This window comes from Massilia sp. Mn16-1_5 (assembly GCF_004798585.1).
In the GTDB taxonomy this organism is placed as follows: domain Bacteria; phylum Pseudomonadota; class Gammaproteobacteria; order Burkholderiales; family Burkholderiaceae_D; genus Telluria.
In genome coordinates this window covers 38679-65077 of record NZ_PPXQ01000001.1, presented here as the reverse complement: position 1 = coordinate 65077, position 26399 = coordinate 38679, and the positions used below count along the sequence as shown (strand labels likewise).

At 65.6% G+C, this 26399-nt stretch carries 24 protein-coding genes; 17 read left to right on the top strand and 7 right to left on the bottom strand.

All coding sequences use genetic code 11. The annotated features are described in order from the left end of the window. Positions 1-24 precede the first annotated feature (24 nt). A complete protein-coding gene (locus tag C2862_RS00295) occupies positions 25-492 on the bottom strand; it encodes an Lrp/AsnC family transcriptional regulator (RefSeq protein WP_136218124.1) in 468 nt (155 codons plus the stop codon). Between the two features lie 298 nt (positions 493-790). Between C2862_RS00295 and C2862_RS00290 the strand changes: the two genes are divergently transcribed. From C2862_RS00290 to C2862_RS00230, 13 genes are all read left to right on the top strand, one after another. Then, complete coding sequence (locus C2862_RS00290; protein WP_210735819.1) at positions 791-1657, top strand: DMT family transporter; 867 nt, start codon at positions 791-793, stop codon at positions 1655-1657. 83 nt (positions 1658-1740) lie between these two features. Beyond that, entirely contained in the window at positions 1741-5187 is a 3447-nt protein-coding gene (gene mfd, locus C2862_RS00285) for a transcription-repair coupling factor (RefSeq protein WP_136218122.1), read from the top strand. A 5-nt stretch (positions 5188-5192) separates the two neighbouring features. Continuing rightward, positions 5193-6038: a phosphoserine phosphatase SerB gene (gene serB, locus C2862_RS00280; RefSeq protein WP_136218121.1), complete on the top strand. Its 846-nt coding sequence runs from the start codon at positions 5193-5195 to the stop codon at positions 6036-6038. A gap of 190 nt (positions 6039-6228) precedes the next feature. After that, the gene (locus C2862_RS00275; RefSeq protein WP_136218120.1) at positions 6229-7533 is read left to right on the top strand and encodes an SGNH/GDSL hydrolase family protein; all 1305 of its coding nucleotides are present in this window, start codon (positions 6229-6231) and stop codon (positions 7531-7533) included. Between the two features lie 108 nt (positions 7534-7641). Further along, the gene (locus C2862_RS00270) at positions 7642-8037 is read left to right on the top strand and encodes a DUF3300 domain-containing protein (RefSeq protein ID WP_136218119.1); all 396 of its coding nucleotides are present in this window, start codon (positions 7642-7644) and stop codon (positions 8035-8037) included. 276 nt (positions 8038-8313) lie between these two features. Further along, positions 8314-9471: an ABC transporter substrate-binding protein gene (locus tag C2862_RS00265; protein WP_136218118.1), complete on the top strand. Its 1158-nt coding sequence runs from the start codon at positions 8314-8316 to the stop codon at positions 9469-9471. A 110-nt stretch (positions 9472-9581) separates the two neighbouring features. After that, complete coding sequence (locus C2862_RS00260; RefSeq protein ID WP_136218117.1) at positions 9582-10472, top strand: branched-chain amino acid ABC transporter permease; 891 nt, start codon at positions 9582-9584, stop codon at positions 10470-10472. A gap of 13 nt (positions 10473-10485) precedes the next feature. Further along, positions 10486-12438, top strand: coding sequence for an ATP-binding cassette domain-containing protein (locus C2862_RS00255; RefSeq protein ID WP_136218116.1), 1953 nt, complete (start codon positions 10486-10488; stop codon positions 12436-12438). A gap of 9 nt (positions 12439-12447) precedes the next feature. Continuing rightward, complete coding sequence (locus C2862_RS00250) at positions 12448-13176, top strand: ABC transporter ATP-binding protein (RefSeq protein ID WP_136218115.1); 729 nt, start codon at positions 12448-12450, stop codon at positions 13174-13176. Then, complete coding sequence (locus C2862_RS00245) at positions 13176-14087, top strand: EamA family transporter (RefSeq protein ID WP_136218114.1); 912 nt, start codon at positions 13176-13178, stop codon at positions 14085-14087. The genes C2862_RS00250 and C2862_RS00245 overlap by 1 nt, the downstream gene beginning before the upstream one ends. 28 nt (positions 14088-14115) lie before the next feature. Then, positions 14116-14436 (top strand): hypothetical protein, encoded by a 321-nt coding sequence (locus C2862_RS00240; protein WP_136218113.1) that lies wholly within the window; start codon positions 14116-14118, stop codon positions 14434-14436. Positions 14437-14621: 185 nt separating this feature from the next. Beyond that, the gene (locus tag C2862_RS00235; RefSeq protein WP_136218112.1) at positions 14622-15728 is read left to right on the top strand and encodes a hypothetical protein; all 1107 of its coding nucleotides are present in this window, start codon (positions 14622-14624) and stop codon (positions 15726-15728) included. A gap of 97 nt (positions 15729-15825) precedes the next feature. After that, the gene (locus C2862_RS00230; protein ID WP_136218111.1) at positions 15826-16890 is read left to right on the top strand and encodes a hypothetical protein; all 1065 of its coding nucleotides are present in this window, start codon (positions 15826-15828) and stop codon (positions 16888-16890) included. 6 nt (positions 16891-16896) lie between these two features. On the opposite strand, the gene C2862_RS00225 is transcribed toward C2862_RS00230, so the two are convergent. From C2862_RS00225 to C2862_RS00215, 3 genes are read right to left on the bottom strand one after another with little or no spacing between them, the layout of a single operon-like run. Continuing rightward, complete coding sequence (locus tag C2862_RS00225; RefSeq protein WP_229467221.1) at positions 16897-17313, bottom strand: hypothetical protein; 417 nt, start codon at positions 17311-17313, stop codon at positions 16897-16899. Continuing rightward, entirely contained in the window at positions 17310-18059 is a 750-nt protein-coding gene (locus C2862_RS00220) for a Mut7-C RNAse domain-containing protein (RefSeq protein WP_136218110.1), read from the bottom strand. Before C2862_RS00220 ends, C2862_RS00225 begins: the two co-directional genes overlap by 4 nt. 7 nt (positions 18060-18066) lie before the next feature. Then, on the bottom strand, positions 18067-18822 hold the full coding sequence (locus tag C2862_RS00215; RefSeq protein ID WP_136218109.1) for a DUF72 domain-containing protein: 756 nt from the start codon (positions 18820-18822) through the stop codon (positions 18067-18069). Between the two features lie 148 nt (positions 18823-18970). On the opposite strand from C2862_RS00215, the gene trxC reads away from it, so the two are divergent. From trxC to C2862_RS00200, 3 genes are all read left to right on the top strand, one after another. Continuing rightward, complete coding sequence (gene trxC, locus C2862_RS00210; protein ID WP_210735809.1) at positions 18971-19405, top strand: thioredoxin TrxC; 435 nt, start codon at positions 18971-18973, stop codon at positions 19403-19405. A 70-nt stretch (positions 19406-19475) separates the two neighbouring features. Beyond that, the gene (locus tag C2862_RS00205; protein WP_136218107.1) at positions 19476-19838 is read left to right on the top strand and encodes a hypothetical protein; all 363 of its coding nucleotides are present in this window, start codon (positions 19476-19478) and stop codon (positions 19836-19838) included. A 76-nt stretch (positions 19839-19914) separates the two neighbouring features. Continuing rightward, positions 19915-20874, top strand: a complete 960-nt coding sequence (locus C2862_RS00200) for a chemotaxis protein (protein WP_136218106.1) — start codon at positions 19915-19917, stop codon at positions 20872-20874. 160 nt (positions 20875-21034) lie between these two features. On the opposite strand, the gene C2862_RS00195 is transcribed toward C2862_RS00200, so the two are convergent. Both C2862_RS00195 and rimO read right to left on the bottom strand, forming a co-directional pair. Next, positions 21035-22198, bottom strand: a complete 1164-nt coding sequence (locus tag C2862_RS00195) for a cystathionine beta-lyase (protein WP_136218105.1) — start codon at positions 22196-22198, stop codon at positions 21035-21037. A gap of 83 nt (positions 22199-22281) precedes the next feature. Next, positions 22282-23697, bottom strand: a complete 1416-nt coding sequence (gene rimO, locus C2862_RS00190; RefSeq protein WP_136218104.1) for a 30S ribosomal protein S12 methylthiotransferase RimO — start codon at positions 23695-23697, stop codon at positions 22282-22284. Positions 23698-23901: 204 nt separating this feature from the next. On the opposite strand from rimO, the gene C2862_RS25950 reads away from it, so the two are divergent. Beyond that, positions 23902-25542, top strand: a complete 1641-nt coding sequence (locus C2862_RS25950) for a methyl-accepting chemotaxis protein (RefSeq protein ID WP_136218103.1) — start codon at positions 23902-23904, stop codon at positions 25540-25542. Between the two features lie 151 nt (positions 25543-25693). Here the strand turns inward: C2862_RS25950 and phaR are convergent, their stop codons facing one another. Then, positions 25694-26254: a polyhydroxyalkanoate synthesis repressor PhaR gene (gene phaR, locus C2862_RS00180; protein ID WP_136218102.1), complete on the bottom strand. Its 561-nt coding sequence runs from the start codon at positions 26252-26254 to the stop codon at positions 25694-25696. Between the last annotated feature and the right edge of the window lie 145 nt (positions 26255-26399).

Genomic DNA, 26399 nt, shown 5'->3' with positions numbered 1-26399 from the left:
ATTGAATACGTGCGTGTCCGCAGTTCAAGGCGTGACCGACACGGTCCGCTTCAGGCAGCGCAAGGTAAACGTCGAGCGCGTATGGCGCACGCCCGGCAGCTTGTACAGTTTCTGGCGCAGGAAGCGCTCGTAGCCTTCCGTGCCCGACACCGCCACCTTGATCAGGTAATCGTATTCCCCTGAGAGCAGGTAGGCTTCCATCACTTCCGGCAGCTCGGCCAGGGCGTCGGAGAAGGCCTGGAAGATCTCGTCGTCGTGGCGGTCCACCGTCACCTCGATGATCACCGTGTCCGGCAGGCCCAGCGTACGCTGGTCGAGCACGGCGACATAGCCGCTGATATGGCCGGCCTCCTCGAGCGCGCGCACCCGGTGCCAGCAGGGCGTCGGCGAGAGGTTCACGGTCTCGGCCAGTTTCTGGTTGCTGATCCGGCCGTCGCGGCTCAGGGTGCGCAGGATCTTCCGGTCGATCTCGTCCAGCACGCCTTCCTTCATGTACAGCCCCTCCTGTCTATACGAGCATAAATAGATATTCCTTCTCCATTTTAGCGCAACCATAGCAGGACTATCCAGAACTGCCGCATATCGCCGGGCTGAACGAAAGAATATTTTTTGTGCGCTGCAGTAAAATCCTTGTTCGCCTTTTACATAGGACAAAGCGCTACATGCCCTCGCCCGAGCGCAGCTTTTGTCCGCAATGCAGCAGCAGGATTCTGGAGTATTCGTGTCGGAAGCAGTATCTCGCGCAGGACTTGGACTTCGGGTCGATGCCCGCAACACCGAGCTGCCGCTCATGTTGGTCACCCCCGCCCTCTTCGCCGCCAACCTCGTCGTCGCCCGCTGGGCCGAGAGCGCGGCGCTGCCGCCGCTGTTCCTGGCCTTCGGACGCTGGGCGCTGGCCTTTGCCCTGCTGCTCCCAAGCGTCGGCCCGCGCCTGTGGGCGCACCGCCACGTCCTGATGGCCCACTTCCCGCGCCTGATGCTGCTGGCCGCGCTCGGCATGGGCCTGGCCGTCGGTCCCCAATACATCGGCGCGCGCCATACCAGCGCGGCCAATATCGCCATCATCTTCGCTGCCTGCCCGGCCCTGGTCATGCTGTTGGAGACCCTGGTGTGGAAGGTGCCATTGAGCCGCAAGCAGGCCGGCGGCATGCTGCTGGCCATCCTCGGCGTGCTGGTCGTGCTGTCGAAAGGAGACGTCTCCGCGCTGGGCGGCATGGCCTTCGGTACCGGTGACCTCTGGGTGGTGCTGGCCGCGAGCGGCTGGGTGCTGTACACGGTGCTGGGCAAGCGCATGCCGCTCCCCGCCCTACCGAGCATCGTCAAGCTGGCCTTTCTCATCGGCGGCGGTGCGCTGGTGCTGGCGCCCTTCGCCGTGCTCGAAGCCTCGCTCGGCAATGTGGCGAACTTCAGCGATCCGCGCCTCTACATCGCACTGGCTTTCCTGGCCGTGGTGCCGAGCCTGGGCGCCTACTTCTGCTTCGACCGCCTGGTCATGCTCGCCGGTCCGGCACGCGCCAGCCTGTCGGTCTACCTGATCCCGCTGTTCGCCACGCTGGCCGCCTGGCCGCTGCTGGGCGAAGCGCCACACCTGTACCACGCCGTGGGCTTCGGCATCATCCTCGGCGGGGTCGCGCTGGCGGCGGCACGGCGCCGCTGAGCAAGCCTCGCGTGCAGGGCGTCGGATGGTCGGTTCGTCTATAATGAACGACCCAACGGCCAGACCTGAACCCGCACGCCTGCATGCCTTTCGATCTCAAAAAGCACCTCCCGAAACCCGGTAACCGTTTCGTCCTGCCCGCCCTCGCGGGTTCGTCCGACGCCTATGCGCTGGCCGTCGCCGGCCTCGAGTTCAAACGCGAGAAGCGCATGCTCACGGTGGTCGTGGCGAACGCCAGCGACGGCCAGCGCCTGCTCGACGAAATCGCCTGGTTCGCCGACGGCAAACTGTCCTGCCACCTGCTGCCGGACTGGGAAACCCTGCCCTACGACGCCTTCTCGCCGCACCAGGACCTGGTGTCCGAGCGCCTGGCGACGCTGCACGAGATCCGCAACGGCCAGTGCGACGTGCTGGTGGTCCCGGCCACCACGGCGCTGGTGCGCCTGGCGCCGCCTTCGTTCCTGGCCGCCTACACCTTCTTCTTCCGCCAGGGCGAGAACCTAGACGAAGCGAAGCTGAAAGCCCAGCTGACCTTGGCCGGCTACAGCCACGTCTCGCAGGTGATGTCGCCCGGCGAATACTCGGTGCGCGGCGGCCTGATCGACCTGTTCCCGATGGGCTCCGCACTGCCTTACCGCCTCGACCTGTTCGGCGACGAGATCGAGACCATCCGCACCTTCGACGCCGACACCCAGCGCTCGCTGTATCCGGTGAAGGAAGTGCGCCTGCTGCCGGGCCGCGAATTCCCGATGGACGAAGCTTCACGCACGGCCTTTCGCAGCCGCTGGCGCGAACGATTCGAAGGCGACCCGTCGAGGGCGCCAGTGTACAAGGACATCGGCAGCGGCATCGCCTCGGCCGGCATCGAATACTACCTGCCGCTGTTCTTCGAAGAGACGTCCACGCTCTTCGATTACCTGCCCGAAGACGGACCGCTGGCCCTCGTGGGCGACATCGAAGCGGCGATTGCGCGCTTCTGGACGGATACCGAATCGCGCTACCGCTTCCTGAAAAGCGACCGCGAACGCCCGATCCTCGAGCCGCGCGAACTGTTCCTGTCGAGCGAGCAGTTCTTCACCTGCGCCAAGCCGCACGGACGCTGGAACATCGGGCGCGATCCAAACGCACCCGCATCGGAACTGTCGGCGCCGATTCCCGACATCGCGGTGAACCGCCGCCTCGAAGACCCGCTGGCGCCGCTGCGCGCCTTCATCGCCAGGACCCCCTGCCGCGTCATGATCTGCGCCGAGTCGAACGGCCGTCGCGAAACCCTGCAGCAGTACTTCAACGAATACCACTTCGACGTCACGCCGGTCGAAGGCTTCGAAGGCATGCGTGCCAGCGATGCGAAACTCGCGCTGGGCGTGGCGCCGCTGCAGGCCGGGTTCGAATTATTGGAGGAGTCGAGCGGCTGCATCGCCTTCATCACCGAGACCGAGCTGTATGCCGGCTCGGGACGGCGCGCCGGCAAGAAGAAGCAGGAAGCCTCGAGCCAGGTCGAGTCGATGGTGCGCGACCTCTCGGAGCTGAAAATCGGCGACCCGGTGGTGCACATCAACCACGGCATCGGCCGCTACATGGGCCTGATCTCGATGGACCTGGGCGAAGGCGAGACCGAGTTCCTGCACCTCGAGTACGCAAAAGACACCAAGCTGTACGTGCCGGTGTCGCAGCTGCACGTGATCTCGCGCTACTCCGGCACCTCGCCCGAAGACGCGCCGCTGCACTCGCTCGGCTCCGGCCAGTGGGACAAGGCCAAGAGAAAGGCGGCCGAACAGGTGCGCGATACGGCGGCCGAGCTGCTGAATTTGTACGCCCGGCGCGCGGCCCGCACCGGCCACTCCTTCGAATATTCCGCGACCGACTACGAGAACTTTGCCCAGAGCTTCGGCTTCGACGAGACCCCGGACCAGGCCGAGGCGATTGCCAACGTCATCAAGGACATGACCTCGGGCCGCCCGATGGACCGCCTGGTCTGCGGCGACGTCGGCTTCGGCAAGACCGAAGTGGCCCTGCGCGCCGCCTTCATCGCCGTCATGGGCGGCAAGCAGGTGGCGATCCTGGCGCCCACCACGCTGCTGGCCGAACAGCACGCCCAGACCTTCGCCGACCGCTTCGCCGACTGGCCGGTCAAGATCGCCGAGCTCTCGCGCTTCCGCACCGGCAAGGAAATCAACAACGCGATCAAGGGCATGGCCGACGGCACGCTCGACATCGTGATCGGCACCCATAAACTGCTCTCTACAGACGTGAAGTTCACGCGCCTGGGCCTGGTCATCATCGACGAGGAACACCGCTTCGGCGTGCGCCAGAAGGAGGCGCTGAAAGCCTTGCGCGCGGAAGTCGACGTGCTGACCCTGACGGCGACGCCGATCCCGCGCACCCTCGGCATGGCCTTGGAGGGCTTGCGTGACTTCTCCATCATCGCCACCGCGCCGCAGAAGCGCCTGGCGATCAAAACTTTTGTCCGCAGCGAGGACGGCTCGGTGATCAGGGAGGCCTGCCTGCGCGAACTGAAGCGCGGCGGCCAGATCTACTTCCTGCACAACGAAGTCGAGACCATCGAGAACCGCCTGGCCATGCTGCGCGAACTGCTGCCGGAGGTGCGCATCGGCGTCGCCCACGGCCAGATGCACGAGCGCGACCTGGAAAAAGTGATGCGCGACTTCGTGGCCCAGCGCTTCAACATCCTGCTGTGCACGACCATCATCGAGACCGGTATCGACGTGCCGACCGCGAACACCATCATCATGCACCGCGCCGACAAGTTCGGCCTGGCCCAGCTGCACCAGCTGCGCGGACGCGTCGGCCGCTCGCACCACCAGGCCTATGCGTATTTGCTGGTGAACGACGTGGCAAACCTGACCAAACAGGCGCAGCGCCGCCTGGATGCGATCCAGGCAATGGAGGAACTGGGCAGCGGCTTCTATCTCGCCATGCACGACCTCGAGATCCGCGGCGCCGGCGAAGTGCTGGGCGAGAACCAGTCGGGCGAGATGCTGGAGATCGGGTTCCAGCTGTATTCGGACATGCTCAACGAGGCCGTGCGCGCCCTGAAGGCCGGCAAGGAGCCCGACCTGGCCGCGCCGCTGTCGACCACCACCGAGATCAACCTGCACGTGCCGGCCCTGCTCCCGGCCGACTTCTGCGGCGACGTCCACGAGCGTCTCTCGATTTATAAACGCCTGGCCAACTGCGAAAGCCAGGGCAAGATCGACGACATGCAGGAAGAACTGATCGACCGTTTCGGCAAATTGCCGGAACAGGTGAAAGCCCTGATCGAGACGCACCGCCTGCGCATCGCGGCCAAAACCGTCGGCATCGTCAAGATCGACGCCCACAGCGAAGCGGCAAATCTCCAGTTCATGGAACAGCCGCCGATCGATCCGATCAAGATCATCACCCTGATCCAGAAGAACCGCCACATCAAGCTCGCGGGCCAGGACAAGCTGCGCATCACGGCCGCCATGCCCGACCTGGCGGCGCGCGTGCTGCAGGTGAAGCAAACGATCAAACAACTACTGGCTTAACGATGATGAACCTGGTATTACAGGGGCCGCAGGCCTCGCAGGACGTATTGCAATCGATCACGGCGCTGGCACGGCCGGCACGCACGGTTTTCCTGTCTTCCGGCGCACTGCGCGCCGAAGACGTCGACCACACGCCTGACGTCGCCGAGGCCGTGCAGGCCGCAGCTCTGGCAGCGCAGGTCGACGCCACCTTCATCGCAGCGGGCCGCAGCCTGTCCGACTTTTCCCTGGTGGCGATGGACATGGACTCGACCCTGATCACCATCGAGTGCATCGACGAGATCGCCGACATGCAGGGCCTGAAAGCCCAGGTCTCGGAGATCACCGAAGCGGCGATGCGCGGCGAACTCGATTTCGCCGCCAGCCTGACGCGCCGCGTCGCCCTGCTCGAAGGATTGGAAGCCTCCGCGCTCGAGCGCGTATATGCGCAGCGCCTGCGCCTGTCGCCAGGTGCGGAAACCATGCTGGCCGCGGTGCAGGCCGCCGGCCTGAAAACCCTGCTGGTGTCGGGCGGCTTCACCTTCTTCACCGACCGCCTCAAACCGCGTTTGAAGCTGGACTACACCCATGCCAACGTGCTCGAGACCGAGAACGGGCGGCTGACCGGCCGCGTGCTCGGCGGCATCGTCGACGCCGAGGAAAAGATGCGCACCGTGCAGCGCGTGTGCGCCGAATTGAACGTGCCCACCTCGCGCGCGATCGTCATGGGCGACGGCGCCAACGACCTCAAGATGATGGGGATCAGCGGCCTGTCGGTGGCCTTCCGCGCCAAGCCGGTGGTGCGCGCCCAGGCGGACGTGGCGCTGAATTTCAGCGGGCTGGATGGGGTGCTGGCGGTGCTGGGCGCGTAGCCGTGGGCCGAGTTAGCCAAAAATTGCTCGGCCCCAAGCGCTATCTCATCAATATCTGCGTTAGCGCAAATCCCCTGTCGTGCGTCTCTTGAGCCATCCACGTCCCGCGCTTTAGATTGGTCATTGCACCCGCCCTGCATTTTCCCCGCATGGCGGCACCAGTTCCCAACCTGTCCGACGGAGCATGACCATGACTGACGATTCGCCCGCACCCGAAGCCGGCTCGAACCGGCGCGCATTCCTGAAAGCCGGCCCGGCCCTGGCCGGCTCCCTGGCGGCCACGCTCGCCCTGCCGACGCTGCCGGCGCGCGCGCAGACCGGCAGCGGCGTGCGCTGGTGCACGACCTGGGGCGCGGCGCCGGCCGGGCCGCCGCCCGAGGCCAGCATCCAGACCTATTCCAGCCAGACCATCCGCCTGATCGTCCATACCAGCATCGGCGGCAGCCGGGTGCGGATCCGGATCTCCAACGAAATGGGCTCCACGCCCCTGCGCATCGGCCGCGCCACCATCGCCCTGCGTTCCAGCGGCGCGTCGATCAACCAGTCCAGCCTGCGCGAGCTGCGCTTCGGCGGCGCGCCCTCGGTCACGATTCGCGCGCGGGCGCCGGCCGTCTCCGATGCGCTCGACTTCGTGGTGCCGGCGCAGGCCGACCTCGCCGTCAGCCTCTACCTGTACGGCAGTACGCCGGGCACCACCCTGCACAACACCGCGCTCCAGCACAGTTACGTATCGCCGGGCGGCGACTATACTTCCACCGTCTCGATGCCGGTGACGCGCACGCTCACCTCCTGGCCCTTCCTGACGGCGGTCGACGTCAACGCCGCCGTCCCCAGCCTGGTGGTCCTGGGCGACTCGATCACCGATGGCCAGGGCAGCACCATCAACACGAACCGGCGCTGGCCCGATTTCCTGGCGCGGCGCCTGCAGGCCTCCCTGGGGTCGGCGGGGCGTATCGGCGTCGTGAACCGTGGCATCAGCGGTAATTTCCTCCTCTATGACACCCCGAACGGCCTGCTCGCGGGCTACGCCGCGCCCGAGCGCTTCGACCGCGACGTGCTGGCCACCAGCGGCGTGCGCTACCTGATCACGCTCATCGGCACCAACGACGTGCGCGCCATGTCGAGCACGAACCCGGTCCCTGCAAGCGATCTCATCGCCGGTTATCGCCAGCTGATCATGCGGGCGCAGGCGCGCGATATCACGATCATCGGCGCCACCTTGCCGCCCTTCGAAGGCTTCTCGTCCTACGGGCCGGTGCAGGAAGGCGTGCGTCGCGCGGTGAACGACTGGATGCGCGCGAGCGGCGAATTCGACGCCCTGCTCGATACCGACGCGGCCGTGCGCGACCCGGCGCAACCGACGCGCATCCTGCCGGCCTACGACAGCGGCGACCACCTGCATCTGAACGATGCGGGCTACCAGGCGGTCGCGAATGCGGTCCCGCTCGCGCCTTTCCTGGCAGGGGCGAGCGCGCCGATCGAGCAGAGCGCCTGACGCCGGGCGGGCCGCTCATGTGTCGATGCGGCCTTACGTGTAACACTCTGTAATTCCTCGCCAAAATGGACACGAAAAAACTATCATGGCGACATCAGGAGGACCGCCATGAAAAAACTCATTCTCGTATTTGCCTCGCTGGCTGCGCTTGCCGGCTGCGCCGCGCCGGGTCCGGGCCCGGCCAACTACGGCACCCGCGCCTATGCCCAGCCTGATCCGAACGGCTGGCAGACCGTGTCCGTGACGCCGGTGCCGCTGGGGACCGGTGCCCGTGCCGGCGACGCCGGTGTCGTCACCAGCTCGAACGTCGTCGTCAACCCGGCGCCAACATATGGCGGCCAGCCGCTGTACAGCGCACCGCCGGTGTACGCGCCACCCGTCTATGCGGCTCCGCCGGTCTATGTGCAGGACCCGTACTGGTATCCGCCGGTCTCGATCGGCCTGGGCTTCAGCTTCGGCCGCAGCTGGGGCGGACACCGCCACCACGGCTATCGCCGGCGTTGAACAGGCCGCGCCGGCGCGCACGCTGGCGCAACAATGCACCAAAACAGGGAGGCCGCACGAAATGTGCGGCCTCTTTTATTTTGCGGCTTTATACGCGCTATTTCTTACCAATTTCTTACAACGTGTTATCTAGGTTGCATTGTGCAATGCGTCATAGCAATCGTTTGCCGTTGGCCAATTGCTATCCTACAATGGGTCGGTCGATGGCCCGACAGCGGCAGGTTCCGCGGCGGGTTCAACGTCACGCACCACTAAAAACACACTACGGAGACGGCAATGAATTTCAAGTTGAAAGCATTGGTTGCAGGGGTAGCACTGGGTTTTTCGATGTCGGGCATGGCTGCGGAGCCGATCAAGATCGGGGTGTCCGGCCCATTCACGGGTGGTTCGGCGCCGATGGGCGTCTCGATGCGTGACGGCGTCAAGCTGGCCGTCAACGAGATCAACGCCGCCGGCGGCGTCCTCGGCCGCCAGATCCAGCTGGTCGAACGCGACGACGAAGCGAAGAACGAGCGCGGCGTGCAGATCGCCCAGGAGCTGATCAACAAGGAACGCGTCGTCGCCACCGTCGGCTACATCAACACCGGCGTCGCCCTGGCCTCGCAGCGTTTCTACCAGCAGGCGCAGATCCCGGTGATGAACAATGTCGCCACCGGCTCCGTGATCACCCAGCAGTTCGCTACCCAGCCGACCAACTTCGTCTTCCGTAACTCGGCCAGCGACGCCATCCAGTCGCAGATGATCGTCGACGAGGCGATCGGCCGCCGCGGCTTCAAGAAGGTCGCCATCCTGGCTGACTCGACCAACTACGGCCAGCTGGGCCGCGCCGACCTGGAAAAGGCGCTCGAGAAGAAGGGCATCAAGCCGGTCGCCGTCGAAAAATACAACCTGCAGGACGTCGACATGACCTCGCAGCTGCTGAAGGCCAAGCAGGCCGGCGCCGAAGCCGTGCTGACCTACGGCATCGGCCCCGAACTCGCGCAGATCGCCAACGGCATGGAAAAGCTGGGCTGGAAAGTGCCGATGATCGGCAGCTGGACGCTCTCGATGGCGAACTTCGTCGACAACGCCGGCAAGAACGGCGAAGGCACGCGCATGCCGCAAACCTTCATCCAGGATGCCAACACGCCCAAGCGCAAGGCCTTCATCGACGCCTACGTGAAAGCCTACAACCCGCCGGGCGGCCGCATGCCGTCGGCCGTGTCGGCAGCCCAGGGCTACGATTCGATCTACCTGCTGGCCGCGGCCATGAAGCAGGCCAACTCGACCGAAGGTCCGAAGATCGTCGCCGCCCTCGAAAACCTGAACACCAAGGTCGAAGGCGTCGTCACCACCTACGACAAGCCATACAGCAAGACCGACCACGAAGCCATCAACTTCAACAACACCGTGTTCGGCGAAGTGCGCGGCGGCCGCGTGATCCACGCCAAGTAAGGCAGCGGTATTTGCTGATCGTGGCCAGCCGGGATCGTCCTGACTGGCCATTTTCTTGTTGACCGGGGGCGCCGGGCGCAAGCCTTGCGCGCCTTCTTCGGGTGGAAAAAATGGATATTCTTCTGCAGCTCGTCTTCAGCGGAATCGCGCTCGGCATGATCTATGCCGTTGTCGCCTTCGGCTATCAACTTACCTTCGCCACTTCCGGCACCCTCAATTTCGGCCAGGGCGAAGCCCTCATGCTGGGCGCCCTGGTCGGCCTGTCCCTGGTCGGCGGCATCCACGGCGGCCCCTACATGAGCTACGTGCTGATGATCCCGCTGGTGATCCTGTTCGGCGCACTGCAGGGCATGTTCGTCGAATGGATCGGCGTGCGTCCGGCGATCAAGATCAAGTCCGAATTCGGCTGGATCATGTCGACCATCGCACTGGCCATCATTTTCAAGAACGTGGCCGAGAACATTTGGGGCAAGGACGTGCTGCCCTTCCCTTCGCCGCTGTCGTCGACGCCCTTCCAGTTCATGGGCGCTAACGTGCAGCCGATGCAGGTGGCCGTGATCATCGGCGCGCTGGCCATCATGCTGGCGGTCGAACTGTTCAACCGCAAGTCGATCTACGGCAAGGCCGTCGTCGCCACCTCGAACGACCGCGACGCCGCCGGCCTGATGGGCATTAACACGGGCCGCGTGATCACCTTCTCGTACGCGCTGTCCTCGGCGACTGCCGCCTTCGCCGGCGCCCTGATCGCGCCGCTGACGCTGACCAGCGCCACCATGGGCGCCTCGCTCGGCCTGAAGGCCTTCGCGGTGGCGATCATCGGCGGCCTGACCTCCGGCATGGGCGCCATTGTCGGCGGCCTGATCCTCGGCATCGCGGAAACCGCGACCGGCTACTACATTTCGACCGGCTACAAGGAAGTGCCGGGCCTGATCCTGCTGCTGCTGGTGCTGGCGGTGAAACCGTCGGGCCTGTTCGGCAAGGCCGCGATCAAGAAAGTGTGAGGTAAGCCATATCATGACGAAATCGAAACCGCTCCTGATTGCCAGCGTGCTGGGCCTGGTCGTACTGGCCGTGTATCCGCACGTCTTCACCAACCCCTACTACATCCACCTGGCCGAAACCATCCTGATCTACGCGATCCTGCTGTTCGGCCTGGACATCGTGGTCGGCTACACCGGCCAGGTCTCGCTCGGCCACGCCGGCCTGTTCGGCGTCGGCTCCTACGTCACCGGCATCCTGGTGATGAAGCTGGGCGCGCCCTGGTTCCTCGCCGTCCCCGCCAGCATCGCCATCTCCGCCGTCTTCGGCGCCATCCTGGCGCTGCCGGCGCTGCGCGTCACCGGTCCCTACCTGGCCATGGTGACGCTGGCCTTCGGCACCATCGTGCAGATCATGATCAACGAGATGACCTTCCTCACCGAAGGCCCGCTCGGCATCATGGTCCCGAAGCCGCACGTGCTGGGCAAGGAACTGAGCGAGGTCGAGTACTTCTACATGTGCGCCGCGTTCATGGTGCTGTCCCTGGTGCTGGTGCACCGCCTGCTGAAATCGAACATCGGCCGCGCCTTCGAAGCACTGCGCGACAGCCCGATCGCGTCCGACTGCATGGGCGTTTCGGTGTACCGCTACAAGGTCTACGCTTTCGTGATCAGCGCCGGTTTCGCAGGCCTGGCCGGCAGCCTGTACGCCTACTCGGAACAGTACATCTCGCCGAACACCTATAACTTCGAGCTGACCATCCTGTTCCTGCTGGCCGTGATCATGGGCGGCCGCAAGACCCGGGTCGGCGCCATCCTCGGCGCGATCATCGTCGTGATGCTGCCCAGCCTCCTGTCCGACATCGCCCTGTTCCGCAAGATCGCGGTGGCCGCGGCCGTGCTGGGCGTGATCGGCGCGGGATTGGCGCTCACCCGCGGCAAGTCGTCGCCACGCAAGGTGCTGGTGCCGCTGGTGGCCACCATCGGCCTGGCCGTCTGGTCCTACCGGATCGAGAACATGGTCGACTGGCGCCTGACCATCTTCGGCCTGATGACTCTGTTCGTCGTCTACTACCTGCAGGACGGTATCGTCGGCTTCTTCCGCCAGCTGTTCGGCCGGCGCGTGGCGCACACCAGGTCGGTGAACGCGGACGCGAGCGCCGACGCCTTCGAGGGCGTGGCCAAGCACGACACCGGCGGCGACCTGCTGCGCGCCGAGCAGATCCTGATGCAGTTCGGCGGCCTGAAGGCGCTGAACCAGGTCGACCTGCACGTGAAACGCGGCTCGGTGCACGGTCTGATCGGCCCGAACGGCTCGGGCAAGAGCACGATGATGAACGTCCTGACCGGCATCTACAAGCCGACCGCGGGCGGCGTCGTGTTCGCCGGCCAGCCGATCACGGGACGCACGCCATCGCAGATCGCGCTGGGCGGCGTGGCGCGCACCTTCCAGAACGTGCAGCTGTTCGGCGAGATGACGGCGACCGAAAACGTGCTGGTCGGCCTGCACCACACCTTCCGCTCGACCGTGTTCGACGCCATGGTGGCGACGCCGCGCCAGCGCCGCGAGGAAGCGGCGGCAAGGAAGCGCGCAGCGGCGATCCTCGAATTCGTCGGCCTGTCGGATCTCGCGGACGAGGAGGCACGGAATCTCCCCTACGGCAAGCAGCGCCTGCTGGAGATCGGCCGCGCCCTGGGCCTCAACCCGCAACTGCTGCTGCTCGACGAACCGGCGGCGGGTCTTACCGCGCCCGACATCCGCGAGCTGATGGCGATCATCCGCAAGATCCGCGACCACGGCATCACCATCATCCTGATCGAGCACCACATGGACGTCGTGATGTCGATCTCGGACACGGTCACCGTGCTCGACTTCGGCCAGAAGATCGCCGAAGGCTTGCCCGCCAGCGTGCAGGCCGATCCGAAGGTCATCGAGGCCTATCTCGGCGGCACCGCCGACGCCACCCCACCGGCCGCGGCCACCGTCTGAGGAGAGACCATGCTGAAGATTCAAAACCTGGAAGCGGCCTACGGCAAGGTGCAGGTCCTGCACGGTATTTCGCTCGATGTCCCGCAAGGCAAACTGGTGACCCTGATCGGCTCGAACGGCGCCGGCAAGACGACGACCATGCGCGCCATCTCGGGCATGATCAAGCCGAAGGCCGGCAGCATCACCCTGGGTGGCAAGGACATCACGGGCCTGGATTCGCACCGCATCGCACGCGCGGGCCTGGCCCACTCGCCGGAAGGGCGGCGCGTGTTCGCCACCATGAGCGTCACCGACAACCTGCTGCTCGGGGCCTTCCCGCGCTTTACGCGGGCGCGTCCGAAGGGCGACGTCCAGCGCGACCTGGACAAGGCGATGGACTTGTTCCCGCGCCTGAAGGAGCGCCGCAACCAGCTGGCGGGAACCTTGTCCGGCGGCGAGCAGCAGATGCTGGCCATGGCGCGCGCCGTGATGCTCAACCCGGACGTGGTGCTGCTCGACGAACCCTCGATGGGCCTGGCGCCGATCCTGGTCGAGGAAGTCTTCCGCATCATCACGCGCTTGAAAAGCGAGGGCGTGACCATGCTGCTGGTCGAGCAGTTTGCCGCCGCCGCGCTGAACGTGGCCGACTACGGCTATGTGCTGGAGAATGGACGCATCTCGGTGCACGGCCCGGCGGAGAGCCTGAAGAACGATCCGAAGGTGGTGGCCGCCTATCTCGGCGGCGGGCATGCTCATTAATGAGTGACTCGGGGGCGCTCGAAGGGCGGGATTACGCCGCCGCCCTGTGCGTCGTGCTGGTCTGGGGCACCAACTTCGTGGCCATGAAACTCGGCCTGCGCGAAGTCACGCCCTTCCAGCTCGGCGCCGGGCGCTACCTGTTCGCCCTGCTGCCGCTGCTGCTCTTCGTGCGTCCGCCGAAACTGGCCGCGCGCTGGGTGGTGCTGTACGGCCTGTTCCAGGGCGTCGGCCAGTTCGGCCTGCTGTTCCTGGCCCTGCGCGCCGGCATGTCGGCTTCGCTGGCGCCGGTGATGCTGCAGATGCAGGTCTTCTTCACGGCCCTGTTCGCCGCGGCGATCCTGAAGGAACACATCGAGCGCCGCCTGCAGGCCGCCATGGGCATCGCCGCCCTCGGCCTGGCCTGCCTGTGCGTCGATGCGCTCGGCCGCAATTCCACAGTCACGCTGATGGGCTTCGTGCTGAGCGTCGCCTCGGCGGCGATGTGGGCGGCCTCGAACATCGTCGTGCGCGTCGCCCAGCGCAGCACGCCGCGCTTCGAGGTCCTGCCTTTCATGGTGTGGAGCTCGATGGTGCCGATCCTGCCTTTTGCCGCGCTCTCGCTCGCCTTCGATCCCCCTTCGACCAACTGGAATCCGCAGGCGGTCTCGCTCACCGCCTGGTCGTCCATGGCCTACCTCGGCTGGTTCGCCACCATCCTCGGCTATGCGATGTGGACCGGCCTCCTGAAGCGCCACCCGGCCAACCGCGTCGCACCCTTCTCGCTGGCCGTGCCGCCGGTCGGCATCGCGGCCGGCATGCTGTTCCTGGACGAGATCGTGACGCCCTGGCAGTGGGCCGGCATCGTGCTGGTCGTGGCCTCGCTGGCGCTGGTGATGCTGAGGCCGCGGGTACGGGCGACAGCACCCGTATAATTGCGGTTTTGACAGCACGGCTCTTACCATGACCACTTCCAAATTCTCGCGTTACACCGGCTCGCGCCTGTTCTGGTTCCTGTTCGGCGTCGGGCTCGGCGGCCTGGGCCTGTGGAGCGGCCTGCGCCAGGGCCTGGTCGGCGAAACGCTGATCGGCCTGGGACTCGTCCTGGTCGGCGTCCAGGGCCTGCTGCGCCCGGTCGTGCTGACCCGCGCCGGCAAGATCAGCAAGGAAGAAATGATGCGCGAGGTATCGGTCGGCTCCGAAGTGCTGCACGGCGCCCTGTCGCTGGCGATGGCGGGCTTGCTGATTGCCGGCTTCGTGCTGAAATATCTGGTGAAGATGTAAGACGGAATGCTCTTTTCCGTATTTCAACCACTATTTCCTTACGTCATTTTAAGCGCAGATAACGTCGCGTTTGCCCAACGTTACTATCTTTTAGGCATAATTTAATATCGATATTGCCGTTTTGAGATCGAAGAAAATTTCCTTCTGACATACCCTTGTAGGACCGATCCTACCTGGACTTGTCGATGGACCGCCTGTATCCGCGTTCGTACCCTTATACCCGCCGTCTCGAGCAGCGACTTCGTTTCCAGCGCCGCGCTTTGGCGACCATGTCGGCAGCCATCGCCGCCTGTGCGTTCACGTATGCGATGCTGCCTGCCCCGGCGCCCTACGCGCCCCCGGCGGCATTGGCCGTGGCTCCGATTGTCGCCGCGGCCCCGGCGCCGGAGGACGGGACGGCGCCGGCACCGCGCCGTGTATACCGTTACTCGGTCGTGCCTGGCGGCGCGCTCGATCGTGCCGAGCTGGCACAGGTCATCCGCAGCGACAGGCTCGTCGCTGCGCACTACGCGGACTTCGACGTGGCGCGTGCCCATCCCGTGACGGTGTCGGCGCCGCGTGCGGTCTACGTCTCCTACCGCAAGGACGGCAGGATTTACTGGACCAGGAAGAAGGTCATGCTGCAGGCAGGCGAGACCCTGCTCACCGACGGCCTCAACGAGATGCGCGCGCGCTGCGCCAACCGCATCTCCGACCTGCCCCGCTTCCCGGTCGAAGAGAACGCGCCGAACCCCGAGATCATCGATCGCCTGGTGAACGAGGAAGCGGAAGGCGAAGGCAGCAGCATCGCCTTTGTCGGCATGCCCGAGTTCGACGACGAGGTGCCGGGACTCGGCGACCAGCCCCGCCTGCCGAATAGTCCCGGCAACGCGCCGCCACGCCCAACCGCCACTCCACAGCCAAGCCGTCCGCCGCTGGGTGGTCCGCCCGCGCCTGGCATCGCATGGCCGCCGCTGGGCTGGTTCAGCAGTCCGGGCGTACCGCCGCTGGCCGTCCATATCCCGGACACCCAGTTGCTGGCCTCGGTCACGCCGCCGCCCCTGTCGCACTGGACGCGCGTCGATCCCGATCCACTGCTCGACGCCGGCCCCGGCGATCCGCTGCCGCCGCCGCTCGTCGATCCCACGCCCTTTGTTCCACAGCCGGACCCGGGCCAGCCGACGCCGCCGCCCAACCCGGCGCTGGATCCGCCGCCCTCCGATGTTCCCGAACCGTCCAGCGCGTGGCTGGTCGCCGGAGCTTTCCTGATGCTGCTGGCGCAGCGCAGGAAGCGCCGGCAGCTCGACGATTGACCGATTAACAACAAAAAAACAGGCTTTTCGGGTTCGGCACTGGATTTACTAGCGGTAAGGATTTATGCTGTAGGACAATTCCTACTGACCACCATCCATGAATCGCGGCTACCGCTACACCTTGCGCCTCGGGCAACGTGCCCGCCTCCGTCGCCGCCTGGCCGTGGGCGTGCTGGCGGCGTTTGCCGTGTGCGCGCTGGCAGCGCTCTGGCCGCCGGCGCCCGAGCAGGTCCGGATGGCGTCGGCAGGCGGGCCCGTTTCGGTGCCGGCTGGCGCTGCGCCCGCCCAGTCCGGCAAGCAGCGCCCCGCGCGCCTGGTCTACCCGTTTTCGGTGGTGCCGGGCGGGGTCGCGAGCCAGGCCGAACTGGTGCGGATCGTCCGCACCGACAAGGTCGTCGCCGCGCACTACGCCAGCTTCGACGTGGCCAAGGCGCGCCCGGTGACAGTCGCCGCGCCGCGCGCCGTGCATGTTTCGTACCGCAAGGGCGACCAGGTCTACTGGACGGCGAAAAAAGTGATGCTGAAGCCGGGCGAAACCCTGTTCACCGACGGCAGCAACGAGATGCGCGCACGCTGCGCGAACCGCATCTCCGAGGTCGCCCGCTTCCCGGTCGAGGCGCATGAGCCCGACCTGGAGCTGCTCGAGGCATCCTTCGAGGAAGGCCTGGAGGAAGAGGCCGGCGCCCTGGTGAGCGTGGCCGGCCCCGACCTGGCCGCCGGCGAAACGAACGCGGCCAACGCCAGCCCTTCCTTCCCCTCGGTCTCCACGGCCGGCCTGGGCCAGGCCACGTCCGGGCACGCACCCATCGACGCCGGCGGTCTCGCCCTGTCGCCCCAGATGAGCAGGCTGCGCAATATGGGCTATCTCTCCGCCGAACGGGCCGACCGGCTCGACACGGCTACGAGCGACGAAGGCGCGAGCATTCCGGCAAACGGATCGGCGCCGCCGATGCTGGTGGCGGTCGACACGCCGGCGCAGCCGGAGGATAGGCCCGCTTCCGATCCGGCCCCGTTCGTTCCAAAGACGGATCCGTCCAGGCCGCCGCAGCCGGACAGCACCCTGGTCGACGCGTCCAAACCGGCCGACGTGCCCGAACCCGGCACCCGCTGGCTGCTCGCTGCCGCGCTGACGGCGCTGCTGGCGCTGCGCCGCAACGACTGAGGGTTTCTAGCCCGCCCCGAAGAGGTCTCCCGCATCCAGGATCGCCCAGGCGATCTCGGGTTTTTCCTGCAGGCGCTTGCGGATCGCGGCCGGCACCGACTGGCGCACTTTCTTGCACAGTCCGGGTTTTTCCTCGAGCACGATGATGATGCCGCGCACCGTGCGCACCTCGTTCGGCCCTGCTTCGATGCGCAGTTCGGCACCGATATTCCTGCGGATCACTTCCTGCACGTGCTTCAGGTCGGCATAGCTGTCGATTCGCTCGATGCGTTCGATCAGCTTCTGCTCCTGGCGGCGGTCGATCGCCAGCGGGCGGATGTCGGCGCCCGGTTCGGCCAGCAGGCGCTCGCGCTCGCAGACGCAGGCGCCGGGCGGGCACTCGGTGCGAATCGGAAACGGCAGCGGTGGCAAGGCGGCGGTCACGGGTGCTCAGGTGGCTGAGGTGGCTGAGATGGAGCTGAAGATTCTAGCGGAAACGCGCCGGCCAGCATGGCCTGCATGCGCTTGTGGTGCGAGCCTTTCCAGAATACGCCGCCGCAGCGGTCGCAGGCGGTGAATTCCTCGTGCGTCAGGCGCACCGATTCCGGCAGGCGATCGAACACCTCGGCCTTGGGCACGGTGCGCAGCGGCAGGTTGCAGTGCAGGCAGAGGGTAAAAGGCCTGGTTAGCGCGGCCAGCCCGAGCCGGTCGAAGAGTTCGCGCAATTGCGCCTCCGGCCGGATCGTGTGCAGGTAACAGCCCTGTTCGACCTCGCGCCGCTTCAACAGTTCGCGGTCGCGTGTCAGCACCGTGCGGCCGTCGCGCGCGGCGATGGCGACGATCTCCTCGTCGCGGTAGTCGTTCTCGTAGAGGGTGTCGAAGCCGGCCATGCGCAGCAGGCGCGCCAGGCCGCCAAGGTGGGCGTCGGCGATGAAACGGCTCCCGGCCGCGGCGTGCGCGCGCTGCGGATGCACCTCCAGCGCGTCGCCCTCTTCCAGCAGGCGCTCGAGGCCGGCCGCGGCGTCGTTCAGGAGAATGGCGCCGACCTCGGTATGCGGCACGCCGAGCGCCTCGACCATGTGCTTGGCCGTGGCGGCGCGCGCGCAAGACGTGGCGAACGTCCGTTCGCGCCGTTCGCGCGGCAGGAAGTCGTTCAGCTCGCCGAAAAACCGGAACGTCGCCTGGACCATGATCGGATCACCGCTCCAGACCACCGCCGGTCGCGCGCAGCACGTCGAGGGCGTTCGGCACCGCCTCGCCGGCCGCCGTATTGTCGAAGATGCACCAGACCCGGCGGCCCGCGGCGCGGTGCAGCGCGAGGTCGCGCACCAGGGCGTCCAGGTACTCCTGCGAGTAGGCCGAATAATAGATGCGCGGGGTGCCGTGAAGGCGCACGTAGATGTCCTCGGTGGTCGGCACGTGCGGCCCCGGCTGGCCGGCGGCCGGATCGGCGATCACGCGCGTGACCTTGCGTTCGCGCAGCACCTCGGTGGCGAGCTCGCTGAACCAGCTCGGATGGCGCCCTTCGCAGGCGATCATGCAGCCGCCGAAGCTGTCCTGCAGTTTCAGAAAGAAGTCGCGCACGGTCTCGTCGTGGAAGCCCAGCTTGGGCGGCGTCTGCACCAGCAGGCAGCCCAGCTTGTGCTTCAATTCCTTCACTTCGCCGGCAAAGCGCGCCAGCAGCGCGTCGATATCGCGCATCTGCGCATCGTGGGTGATCGCGCGCGGCACCTTGACCGCGAAGCGGAAGTCGCTTGGGACGCTCTCGGCCCAGCGCGCATAGGTCTTGGGCTGGTGCGGCTTGTAGAAGGACGAGTTGATTTCCACTACCCGGAAGACGGCGGCGTAGCGTTCGAGGTGGCTGCCGCTCGGCGGGAAGGCGGCGGCGGCTTCCTTCGGGATGTTCCAGCCGGCGCAGCCGATCAGGGGCGCAGGATTGATTTGATTGCTCATCGCGTATCTTGCAATTATGTTACGGCGATTCTACGCCGCCCCGGATTGCCAGGTCGCATGCTTGAGCCGGCCCGAAAGCGGACACAGGACGACGGCCGCCACGCAGCCGACTTACAATGATGCCAACGCATACTTGAAGGAGTGCTTCGTGACCGATTCCATCCACATCGTCTGCCCGGCCTGCGAGGCCGTGAACCGCCTGGCCCCTGCCCGCCTGGCCGACAATCCCGTCTGCGGCAAGTGCGCCGCGCCCCTGTTCGCCGGCCGCCCGCTCGACGTCACATCGAGCCAGTTCAACAAGCACGTGGCGCGCAACGACATCCCGGTGCTGGTCGACTTCTGGGCCGAGTGGTGCGGACCCTGCAAGATGATGGCGCCCGCCTATGCCCAGGCGGCAAGCCGGCTGGAGCCGCGCGTGCGCCTGCTGAAAGTCGACACCGAACGCGCTCAGGATCTCTCGAGCCAGTTCGGCATCCGCAGCATCCCGACCCTGATGCTGCTGCGCGGCGGCCGCGAAGTCGCACGCCAGGCCGGCGCCATGGATGCCGGCAACATCGTCGCCTGGGTGCAGTCGAAATTATAAGCTTAGCGAAAATACCACAGACCGCTGCTACAATGCATGCAAGCGGGGTCATCCCCTAAGGAGCCAACTCATGTCGCAACAACTCGTACTCGACAGCGGAACCGAAGACGCCAAGCAGATGGCACGCATCCTGTATCTCGTCCATGCCTGCACCTTCTTCTTCTCGCTCGGGATGCTGTCCTTCCTGCCGCTGATCGTCAACTACCTGAAGCGCCCCGAAACCAACGGCACGATCGTCCACAGCCACCATACCTGGATGATCCGCTCGTTCTGGTTCTACGTGCTGTGGATGGTGGTCGGCGGCATCCTGTTCGCCACCCTGATCGGCATCCCGGTAGCCTGGCTGATCTGGTGCGTTGCGTGGTTGTGGAAGGCTTATCGTCTAATTCGTGGTTTTTTGGATCTGAACAGCAACAAACCTATGCCAGTTTGATGCCGGTTTTGCGCATTTCGACAATTTCGCAGCTAGAATACTTTCCTGATGGCACCACCACTATTCGGGATGAAATATGAAATCGGTTCAGCAGGAAGTCGACGAGCGCAGCAATCTGACGGGCACCAACAAATTCGAGTTGCTGCTGTTCCGCCTCGGCGGCGATGAAAACGGCGAGCGCAGCGAGCTCTTCGGCATCAACGTATTCAAGATCCGCGAGATCGTCGCGATGCCGCAGATCACGGCCGTGGCCGGCTCGCCGCCGCACGTGCTGGGCGTGGTCAACCTGCGCGGCCAGATCATCCAGGTGCTCGACCTGCCGGCGATTGCCGGCGTCAAGCCGAAGACCGGCCTGAACATCATGCTGGTCACCGAATTCGCGCGCACCACCCAGGCCTTCGCGGTCGAGAGCGTGGAAGAGATCGTGCGCCTGGACTGGAGCCAGGTGATGTCGGCCGAAAAGAGCGCCGGCAGCGGCATGGTCACCAGCATCGCCCGCCTGGAAGGTGAGAACGGCGAACCGGGCCGCCTGGCCCAGGTGCTCGACGTCGAGACCATCCTGCGCAACATGAATCCGGAATCCGCCCCGGACATCAGCGCGCAGACCGTCGGCGCGAAGATCCAGATCAAGCCGGGCTCGGTGATCCTGGCGGCCGACGATTCGGTCGTCGCGCGCGCCCTGATCGAACAGGGCCTGGACGCGATGGGCCTGCCCTTCATCATGACCAAGAGCGGCAAGGAATGCTGGGACCAGCTGAACACGATCGCCAGCGCGGCCGAAACCGAAGGCAAGAGCGTCTACGACCGCGTCGCCCTGGTGCTGACCGACCTCGAGATGCCGGAGATGGACGGTTTTACGCTCACCCGCAACATCAAGAAGAGCGCCCGCCTGGCCAACCTGCCGGTGGTGATCCACTCCTCGCTGTCGGGCACGACCAACGAGGAACACGTCAAGAACGTCGGTGCGGATGCGTATGTGGCGAAGTTCTCGGCGGAAGACCTGTCGACGACGCTGCGCCGCGTGTTGAAGCAGTAATTGGATTTGCAAGCAAAAACGCCGCGATAATTCGCGGCGTTCTTGTTTGTGCAGCCGGTTTGCGTTGGCAAATTCGGATACGTGCGTAACGCGTGGGCATGCCCACCCTACAACCGCAGCGTAACGTAGGGTGGGCATGCCCACGCGGTACGGCGCCGGCTTAGAGTTTGCCCAACGCCTGTTCGATATCGGCAATCAGGTCGTCCGTATCTTCCAGTCCGATATTGAAACGCACCAGCGTTCCCTTGCCTTCCCAGTTGCGCCGGATCGCCGCCATCCGGTACGGCATCACCAGGCTGTTCGCACCGCCCCAGCTGTAGCCGAGGCCGAACAGGGCCAAAGAATCGACGAAGCGGTCGGTCTGCTCTTCCGTGTAGCGCTCGTCGAAGATCACCGAGAACAGGCCGCCGGCGCCGGAGAAGTCGCGCTTCCAGGTGTCGTGGCCCGGGCAATCGGTAAAGGCCGGATGCAGCACGCGCGTGATTTCCGGACGCGCCTTCAGCCAGGCTGCGACGCGACGCGCGCCCGCGTCATGCGCCTCGAAGCGCAGCTTCATGGTCGGCAGGCCGCGCATCACGAGGTAGGCGTCGTCCGCGCTCACGCCCAGGCCCAGGCGCATGTGGGCCATGGCCAGCTTGTCGTGCACGGCGCGGTCACGTGTCATGACGGCGCCCATCAGCACGTCCGAGCCGCCCGACTGGTACTTGGTGAGCGCCTGCATGATGATGTCGACGCCGAGGTCGAAACCGCGCAGGGCCAGGCCGGCGGACCAGGTGTTGTCCAGCGCAACCAGTACGCCACGCGCCTTGGCGGCCGCGCAGATCGCCGGCAGATCCGGCACTTCCATCGACACCGAACCCGGCGCCTCGGTCCAGATCAGTTTCGTGTTCGGCTGGATCAGGTCCGCGATGCCGGCGCCGATCAAAGGATCGTAGTAGCGCGCGGTCACGCCGAAGTCGGCGGAGAGCCAGCGTCCCAGCTCGCGATTCGGGTTGTAGACGTTATCGGGCAGCAGGACGTCGTCGCCGCTTTTTAACAGCGCGAAGTCGACCATCGCGATCGCCGCCAGGCCCGAAGGCGCCAGCAGGCAGTGCGCGGCGCCTTCGATTTCGGCCAGGCGCGCTTCCAGCGTAAACGTGGTCGGCGTGCCGTGCAGGCCGTAGGTATAGGCGTTCTTCTCCTTCCACTCGCCCGAGCGCATCGCGGCGACGTTCTCGAACAGGACCGTCGAGGCGTGGTGGATGGCCGGCGGGAAGGCGTCGAAGCCGCCAGGCGCCGTGTAATTCGTGTGAATCAGCGTGGTCTGGAGGGACTTTTTCGTCATGGCGCCCTTTCGGATTAAAAATACTGCGCGAGAGTTCGGAGGCCGGAAACCGCGTGGGCACAGAGTGCCCACCCTACAACGGCTTAGACCGGAGTGGCCCAGAGGTCGTGGGCGTCGGCCTTGGTGATGACGACGTCGGCGAACTGGCCGACGACGAGCTTGCCCTTGCCCTGGCCAAGCGGACGCTTGATGTGGACCACGCCGTCGATTTCCGGCGCATCCGCGGCCGAGCGGCCGATGGCTTCGCGCGGACCGACTTCGTCCACCAGCACGCGCAGGGTCTTGCCGACCTTGGCCTGCAGGCGCTTGGCCGAGATCTCTTCCTGCAGCAGCATGACGCGCGCGCGGCGTTCCTCGCGCACTTCTTCCGGCACCGGATTATCGAGCTGATTGGCGCTCGCGCCTTCGACCGGCGAATAGGCGAAGCAGCCCAGGCGGTCGATCTGCGCTTCACGCAGGAAGTCCAGCAGGTACTCGAACTCGGCTTCGGTCTCGCCCGGGAAGCCGGCGATAAAGGTCGAACGGATCGTCAGGTCCGGGTTCATCTTGCGCCAGGCCAGGATGCGGTCCAGGTTCTTCTCGCCGCTGGCCGGACGCTTCATGCGCTTGAGGACGTCCGGATGCGCGTGCTGCATCGGGATGTCGAGGTAAGGCAGCACGTGGCCGTCGCCCATCAGCGGGATGACCTGGTCGACGTGCGGATACGGATAGACGTAATGCATGCGCACCCAGGCGTCGTACTGGCGTGCCAGCTGGCCCAGGGCTTCGGTGAGCTGGGTCATGTGGGTCTTGATCGGGCGGCCGTTCCAGAAGCCGGTGCGGAATTTCACGTCCACGCCATAGGCGCTGGTGTCCTGCGAGATGACGAGCAGTTCCTTCACGCCGGCCTTGAACAGGTTCTCCGCTTCGACCAGCACTTCGTGGATCGGGCGCGAGACCAGGTCGCCGCGCATCGACGGGATGATGCAGAAGCTGCAGCGGTGGTTGCAGCCTTCGGAAATCTTCAGGTAGGCGTAGTGCTTGGGCGTCAGCTTCACGCCGTGATTCGGGACCAGGTCGACAAAGGGATCGTGCGGCTTCGGCAGGTGCAGGTGCACCGACTCCATCACTTCGGTCATCGCGTGCGGACCGGTCACGGCCAGCACCTTCGGGTGCACCTTGGTGATGATGTCCTCGCCCGAGGCATCCTTCTTCGCGCCCAGGCAGCCGGTGACGATGACCTTGCCGTTTTCGGCCAGGGCTTCGCCGATCGCGTCGAGCGACTCCTGCACCGCGGCGTCGATGAAGCCGCAGGTGTTGACGATCACGAGGTCGGCGCCTGCATACGACTTGGCGGTCTGGTAGCCCTCGGCGCGCAGCTGGGTCAGGATCTGCTCCGAGTCGACCAGCGCCTTCGGGCAGCCGAGCGAGACGAAGCCGACCTTCGGGGCGGCGGCGCCAGGAGCGGCGGCGGCATCAGGATTGGCGGCGGGGACGGGATTGCGGCGGAGTTCGAGCATGGAGAGGGCGGCAAAGAAGCTGGGCAATCCGCGATTGTACCTGAACGCGCGCATCGGGAAAACCGGGACCCTTTTCCGCCCTTCGGACCGGCGTGAGTTTTAGTGAGATTGTCGTTTTCTGGAAACCACCAATACTTTCCACATGGATATACTTTCGAAATTACCGGTTTCCTCGTTTTCCTTCAGCCGTTCTCCTTTCCCATCATGTACCTCAACAAACTCGGCGTCGGACGGCGCCTCGCCCTCGCCTTTTCCGTCATTCTCGCGATCATGGTCGTGCTGGCGGTGCTCAGCCTGGCAAAAATGGCCACCATCCAGGACAAGCTCGACCGCATCGTCAGCCACGACAACGTCAAGCTCGGCCTCATCATGGACATCCGCCAGTCGGTCATGAATGCCATCCTGAACGGCCGCAATATCGCCCTGATGAGCGACGCGGCCGAGATCGACGCCGAGAACAAGCGCCTGGCCGCGAACCGCGCGGTCTACGCCGACACCTTCAAGCGCCTGGAAGCGCTGGCCAATACGCCGGCCGAGAAAGCGGCGCTCGACAAGATCACGGCAAGCCGCGCCGCCGCCGTGGACGTCGTCACCAAGATGACGAACCTGGTCAAGGCCGGCGACCGCGAAGGCTCGAACCGGGTGCTGCTGCAGGAACTGCAGCCGCTGCAGACCAAGACCATCGAGGCGATGGATGCCATGGTGGCGCATGAGGAAGGCCTGGTGGCCGAAGCGGCCGAGGAAGCGCGCGCCGCCCACGCGGCCGCGCGCCTGCAGACCACGCTCCTGACCCTGGCGGCGCTGGCCATCGGCGCCCTGCTCGCCTGGACCATCACCCGCCGCCTGCTGCGCCAGCTGGGCGGCGAGCCGCTGTACGCGACCACCATCGCCGACCGCATCGCACAGGGTGACCTGGGCGTACCGATCGAGCTGCGCGCGGGCGACAGCGCCAGCCTGCTGTTCGCACTGCGCACCATGCGCGACAAGCTGGCCGACCTGGTCGGCCAGGTGCGCGTCGCCACCGACAGCATCGCCCAGGCCTCGAGCGAAGTGGCCGGCGGCAGCGCCGATCTTTCGAGCCGTACCGAAGCCCAGGCCGGCACGCTGGAAGAAACCGCCTCCTCGATGGAAGAACTGACTTCGACCGTGAAGCACAATGCCGACAACGCGGCCCAGGCCAACAGCCTGGCACGCGCGGCATCGACCGTGGCGGAGCGCGGCGGCAGCGTCGTCGCCGAGGTGGTCGGCACCATGGGCGCGATCAACGATTCCTCGAAGAAGATCGTGGACATCATCGGCGTCATCGACGGCATCGCTTTCCAGACCAATATCCTCGCGCTGAACGCGGCGGTGGAAGCGGCCCGCGCCGGCGAACAGGGCCGCGGCTTCGCCGTCGTCGCTTCGGAAGTGCGCAACCTGGCGCAGCGCTCGGCGGCGGCCGCCAAGGAAATCAAGGCCCTGATCGCCGATTCGGTCGACAAGGTCGAGACCGGCAGCAAGCTGGTCGACCAGGCCGGCAGCACCATGCACGAGATCGTCGGCAGCATCCGCCAGGTTGCGGAGCTGATGGGCGGGATCACGGTGGCGAGCCAGGAACAGACGCGCGGCATCGAGCAGGTGAACGTGGCCCTGATCGAGATGGACGGCGTGACCCAGCAGAACGCGGCCCTGGTCGAGGAAGCGGCCGCCGCGGCGCAGGCGATGCAGCAGCAGGCGGCACAACTGGCGCGCCTGGTCAGTGTGTTCCAGCTGGGGAACGAGCAGCAGAAGCTGGGGTATGCGGTGTCGCCGCAGCGGCAGCTGGCGGCGGCCAAGGCGCCGGTGGCTAGCTGGGAAGAGTTCTGATGCAGTTGTAGGGTGGGCGCCCCGAGCCCACCATTTGCGTGCGTCAAGGTGGGCACGGGGCGCCCACCCTACGACTTACGGCGGCAAATCGTAAGGTGGGCGGGTCCCCCGCCCACGCGGTCAACCGACGTATAGACGCCGGGATGAACGCTTACTTCTTGTCCGTCGGCGTCGTCGGCGGGAACGGGAAGGCACTGAACAGCACCTTGCTCTGGTTCTGCATCTGCTCCTGCATCTGCATGAACAGGTTCTTGCTCTGGTCGATGTAGTTGTTCATCATGCCCTGCATCATCGGGCCCTGGACGTTCATGAACTGGGTCCACATCTCCGGGCTGAAAGGCTTGCCTTCCAGGGCGCCGGCGGCGCTGCTGGTGAACTTGTTCTGGATGTCGGTGAAGGCCTGGACGTTCTTTTCCAGGTAGGAACCCATCATGCCCTGCATCGCGTGGCCGTAGTAGCGGATGATCTGGGCCAGCACGGCGCTCGAGAACATCGGCGCACCGTTCGCTTCCTCTTCCAGGATGATCTGCAGCAGGATGCTGCGGGTCAGGTCCTCACTGGTCTTGGCGTCGACCACCGTGAACTCGTCGGCATCGAGAACCAGCTGTTTTACGTCCGTCAGGGTGATGTAGGAGCTGGTCTGGGTGTCGTACAGGCGACGGTTCGGGTATTTCTTGATCAGGCGTTCAGTACTGTTTTTTGCACTACTCATCTCAAGTTCCAATGTTGCGCCCGCCTTGTGGGCGGCGCTGCGAAGATTGTTCAAATTGCCGCATCGGCTGGCCGCTGGTTCGTCCAAAAGTTGCCGGACAGGACGAACCGGCTAAAAATACCACGTTCGATGCGCAGGTGCAGCA

Excerpts from the sequence above, each read along its gene's own strand:
- rimO (WP_136218104.1), bottom strand. The coding sequence starts at position 23,697 with ATGCTCGAACTCCGCCGCAATCCCGTCCCCGCCGCCAATCCTGATGCC.
- C2862_RS00270 (WP_136218119.1), top strand. The coding sequence starts at position 7,642 with ATGAAAAAACTCATTCTCGTATTTGCCTCGCTGGCTGCGCTTGCCGGC.
- C2862_RS00245 (WP_136218114.1), top strand. The coding sequence starts at position 13,176 with ATGAGTGACTCGGGGGCGCTCGAAGGGCGGGATTACGCCGCCGCCCTG.
- C2862_RS00220 (WP_136218110.1), bottom strand. The coding sequence starts at position 18,059 with ATGGTCCAGGCGACGTTCCGGTTTTTCGGCGAGCTGAACGACTTCCTG.
- C2862_RS00275 (WP_136218120.1), top strand. The coding sequence starts at position 6,229 with ATGACTGACGATTCGCCCGCACCCGAAGCCGGCTCGAACCGGCGCGCA.
- C2862_RS00235 (WP_136218112.1), top strand. The coding sequence starts at position 14,622 with ATGGACCGCCTGTATCCGCGTTCGTACCCTTATACCCGCCGTCTCGAG.
- C2862_RS00295 (WP_136218124.1), bottom strand. The coding sequence starts at position 492 with ATGAAGGAAGGCGTGCTGGACGAGATCGACCGGAAGATCCTGCGCACC.
- C2862_RS00250 (WP_136218115.1), top strand. The coding sequence starts at position 12,448 with ATGCTGAAGATTCAAAACCTGGAAGCGGCCTACGGCAAGGTGCAGGTC.
- C2862_RS00260 (WP_136218117.1), top strand. The coding sequence starts at position 9,582 with ATGGATATTCTTCTGCAGCTCGTCTTCAGCGGAATCGCGCTCGGCATG.
- C2862_RS00265 (WP_136218118.1), top strand. The coding sequence starts at position 8,314 with ATGAATTTCAAGTTGAAAGCATTGGTTGCAGGGGTAGCACTGGGTTTT.
- C2862_RS00255 (WP_136218116.1), top strand. The coding sequence starts at position 10,486 with ATGACGAAATCGAAACCGCTCCTGATTGCCAGCGTGCTGGGCCTGGTC.
- C2862_RS25950 (WP_136218103.1), top strand. The coding sequence starts at position 23,902 with ATGTACCTCAACAAACTCGGCGTCGGACGGCGCCTCGCCCTCGCCTTT.
- C2862_RS00215 (WP_136218109.1), bottom strand. The coding sequence starts at position 18,822 with ATGAGCAATCAAATCAATCCTGCGCCCCTGATCGGCTGCGCCGGCTGG.
- C2862_RS00230 (WP_136218111.1), top strand. The coding sequence starts at position 15,826 with ATGAATCGCGGCTACCGCTACACCTTGCGCCTCGGGCAACGTGCCCGC.
- mfd (WP_136218122.1), top strand. The coding sequence starts at position 1,741 with ATGCCTTTCGATCTCAAAAAGCACCTCCCGAAACCCGGTAACCGTTTC.
- serB (WP_136218121.1), top strand. The coding sequence starts at position 5,193 with ATGAACCTGGTATTACAGGGGCCGCAGGCCTCGCAGGACGTATTGCAA.
- C2862_RS00290 (WP_210735819.1), top strand. The coding sequence starts at position 791 with ATGTTGGTCACCCCCGCCCTCTTCGCCGCCAACCTCGTCGTCGCCCGC.
- C2862_RS00200 (WP_136218106.1), top strand. The coding sequence starts at position 19,915 with ATGAAATCGGTTCAGCAGGAAGTCGACGAGCGCAGCAATCTGACGGGC.
- C2862_RS00205 (WP_136218107.1), top strand. The coding sequence starts at position 19,476 with ATGTCGCAACAACTCGTACTCGACAGCGGAACCGAAGACGCCAAGCAG.
- C2862_RS00195 (WP_136218105.1), bottom strand. The coding sequence starts at position 22,198 with ATGACGAAAAAGTCCCTCCAGACCACGCTGATTCACACGAATTACACG.
- C2862_RS00240 (WP_136218113.1), top strand. The coding sequence starts at position 14,116 with ATGACCACTTCCAAATTCTCGCGTTACACCGGCTCGCGCCTGTTCTGG.
- phaR (WP_136218102.1), bottom strand. The coding sequence starts at position 26,254 with ATGAGTAGTGCAAAAAACAGTACTGAACGCCTGATCAAGAAATACCCG.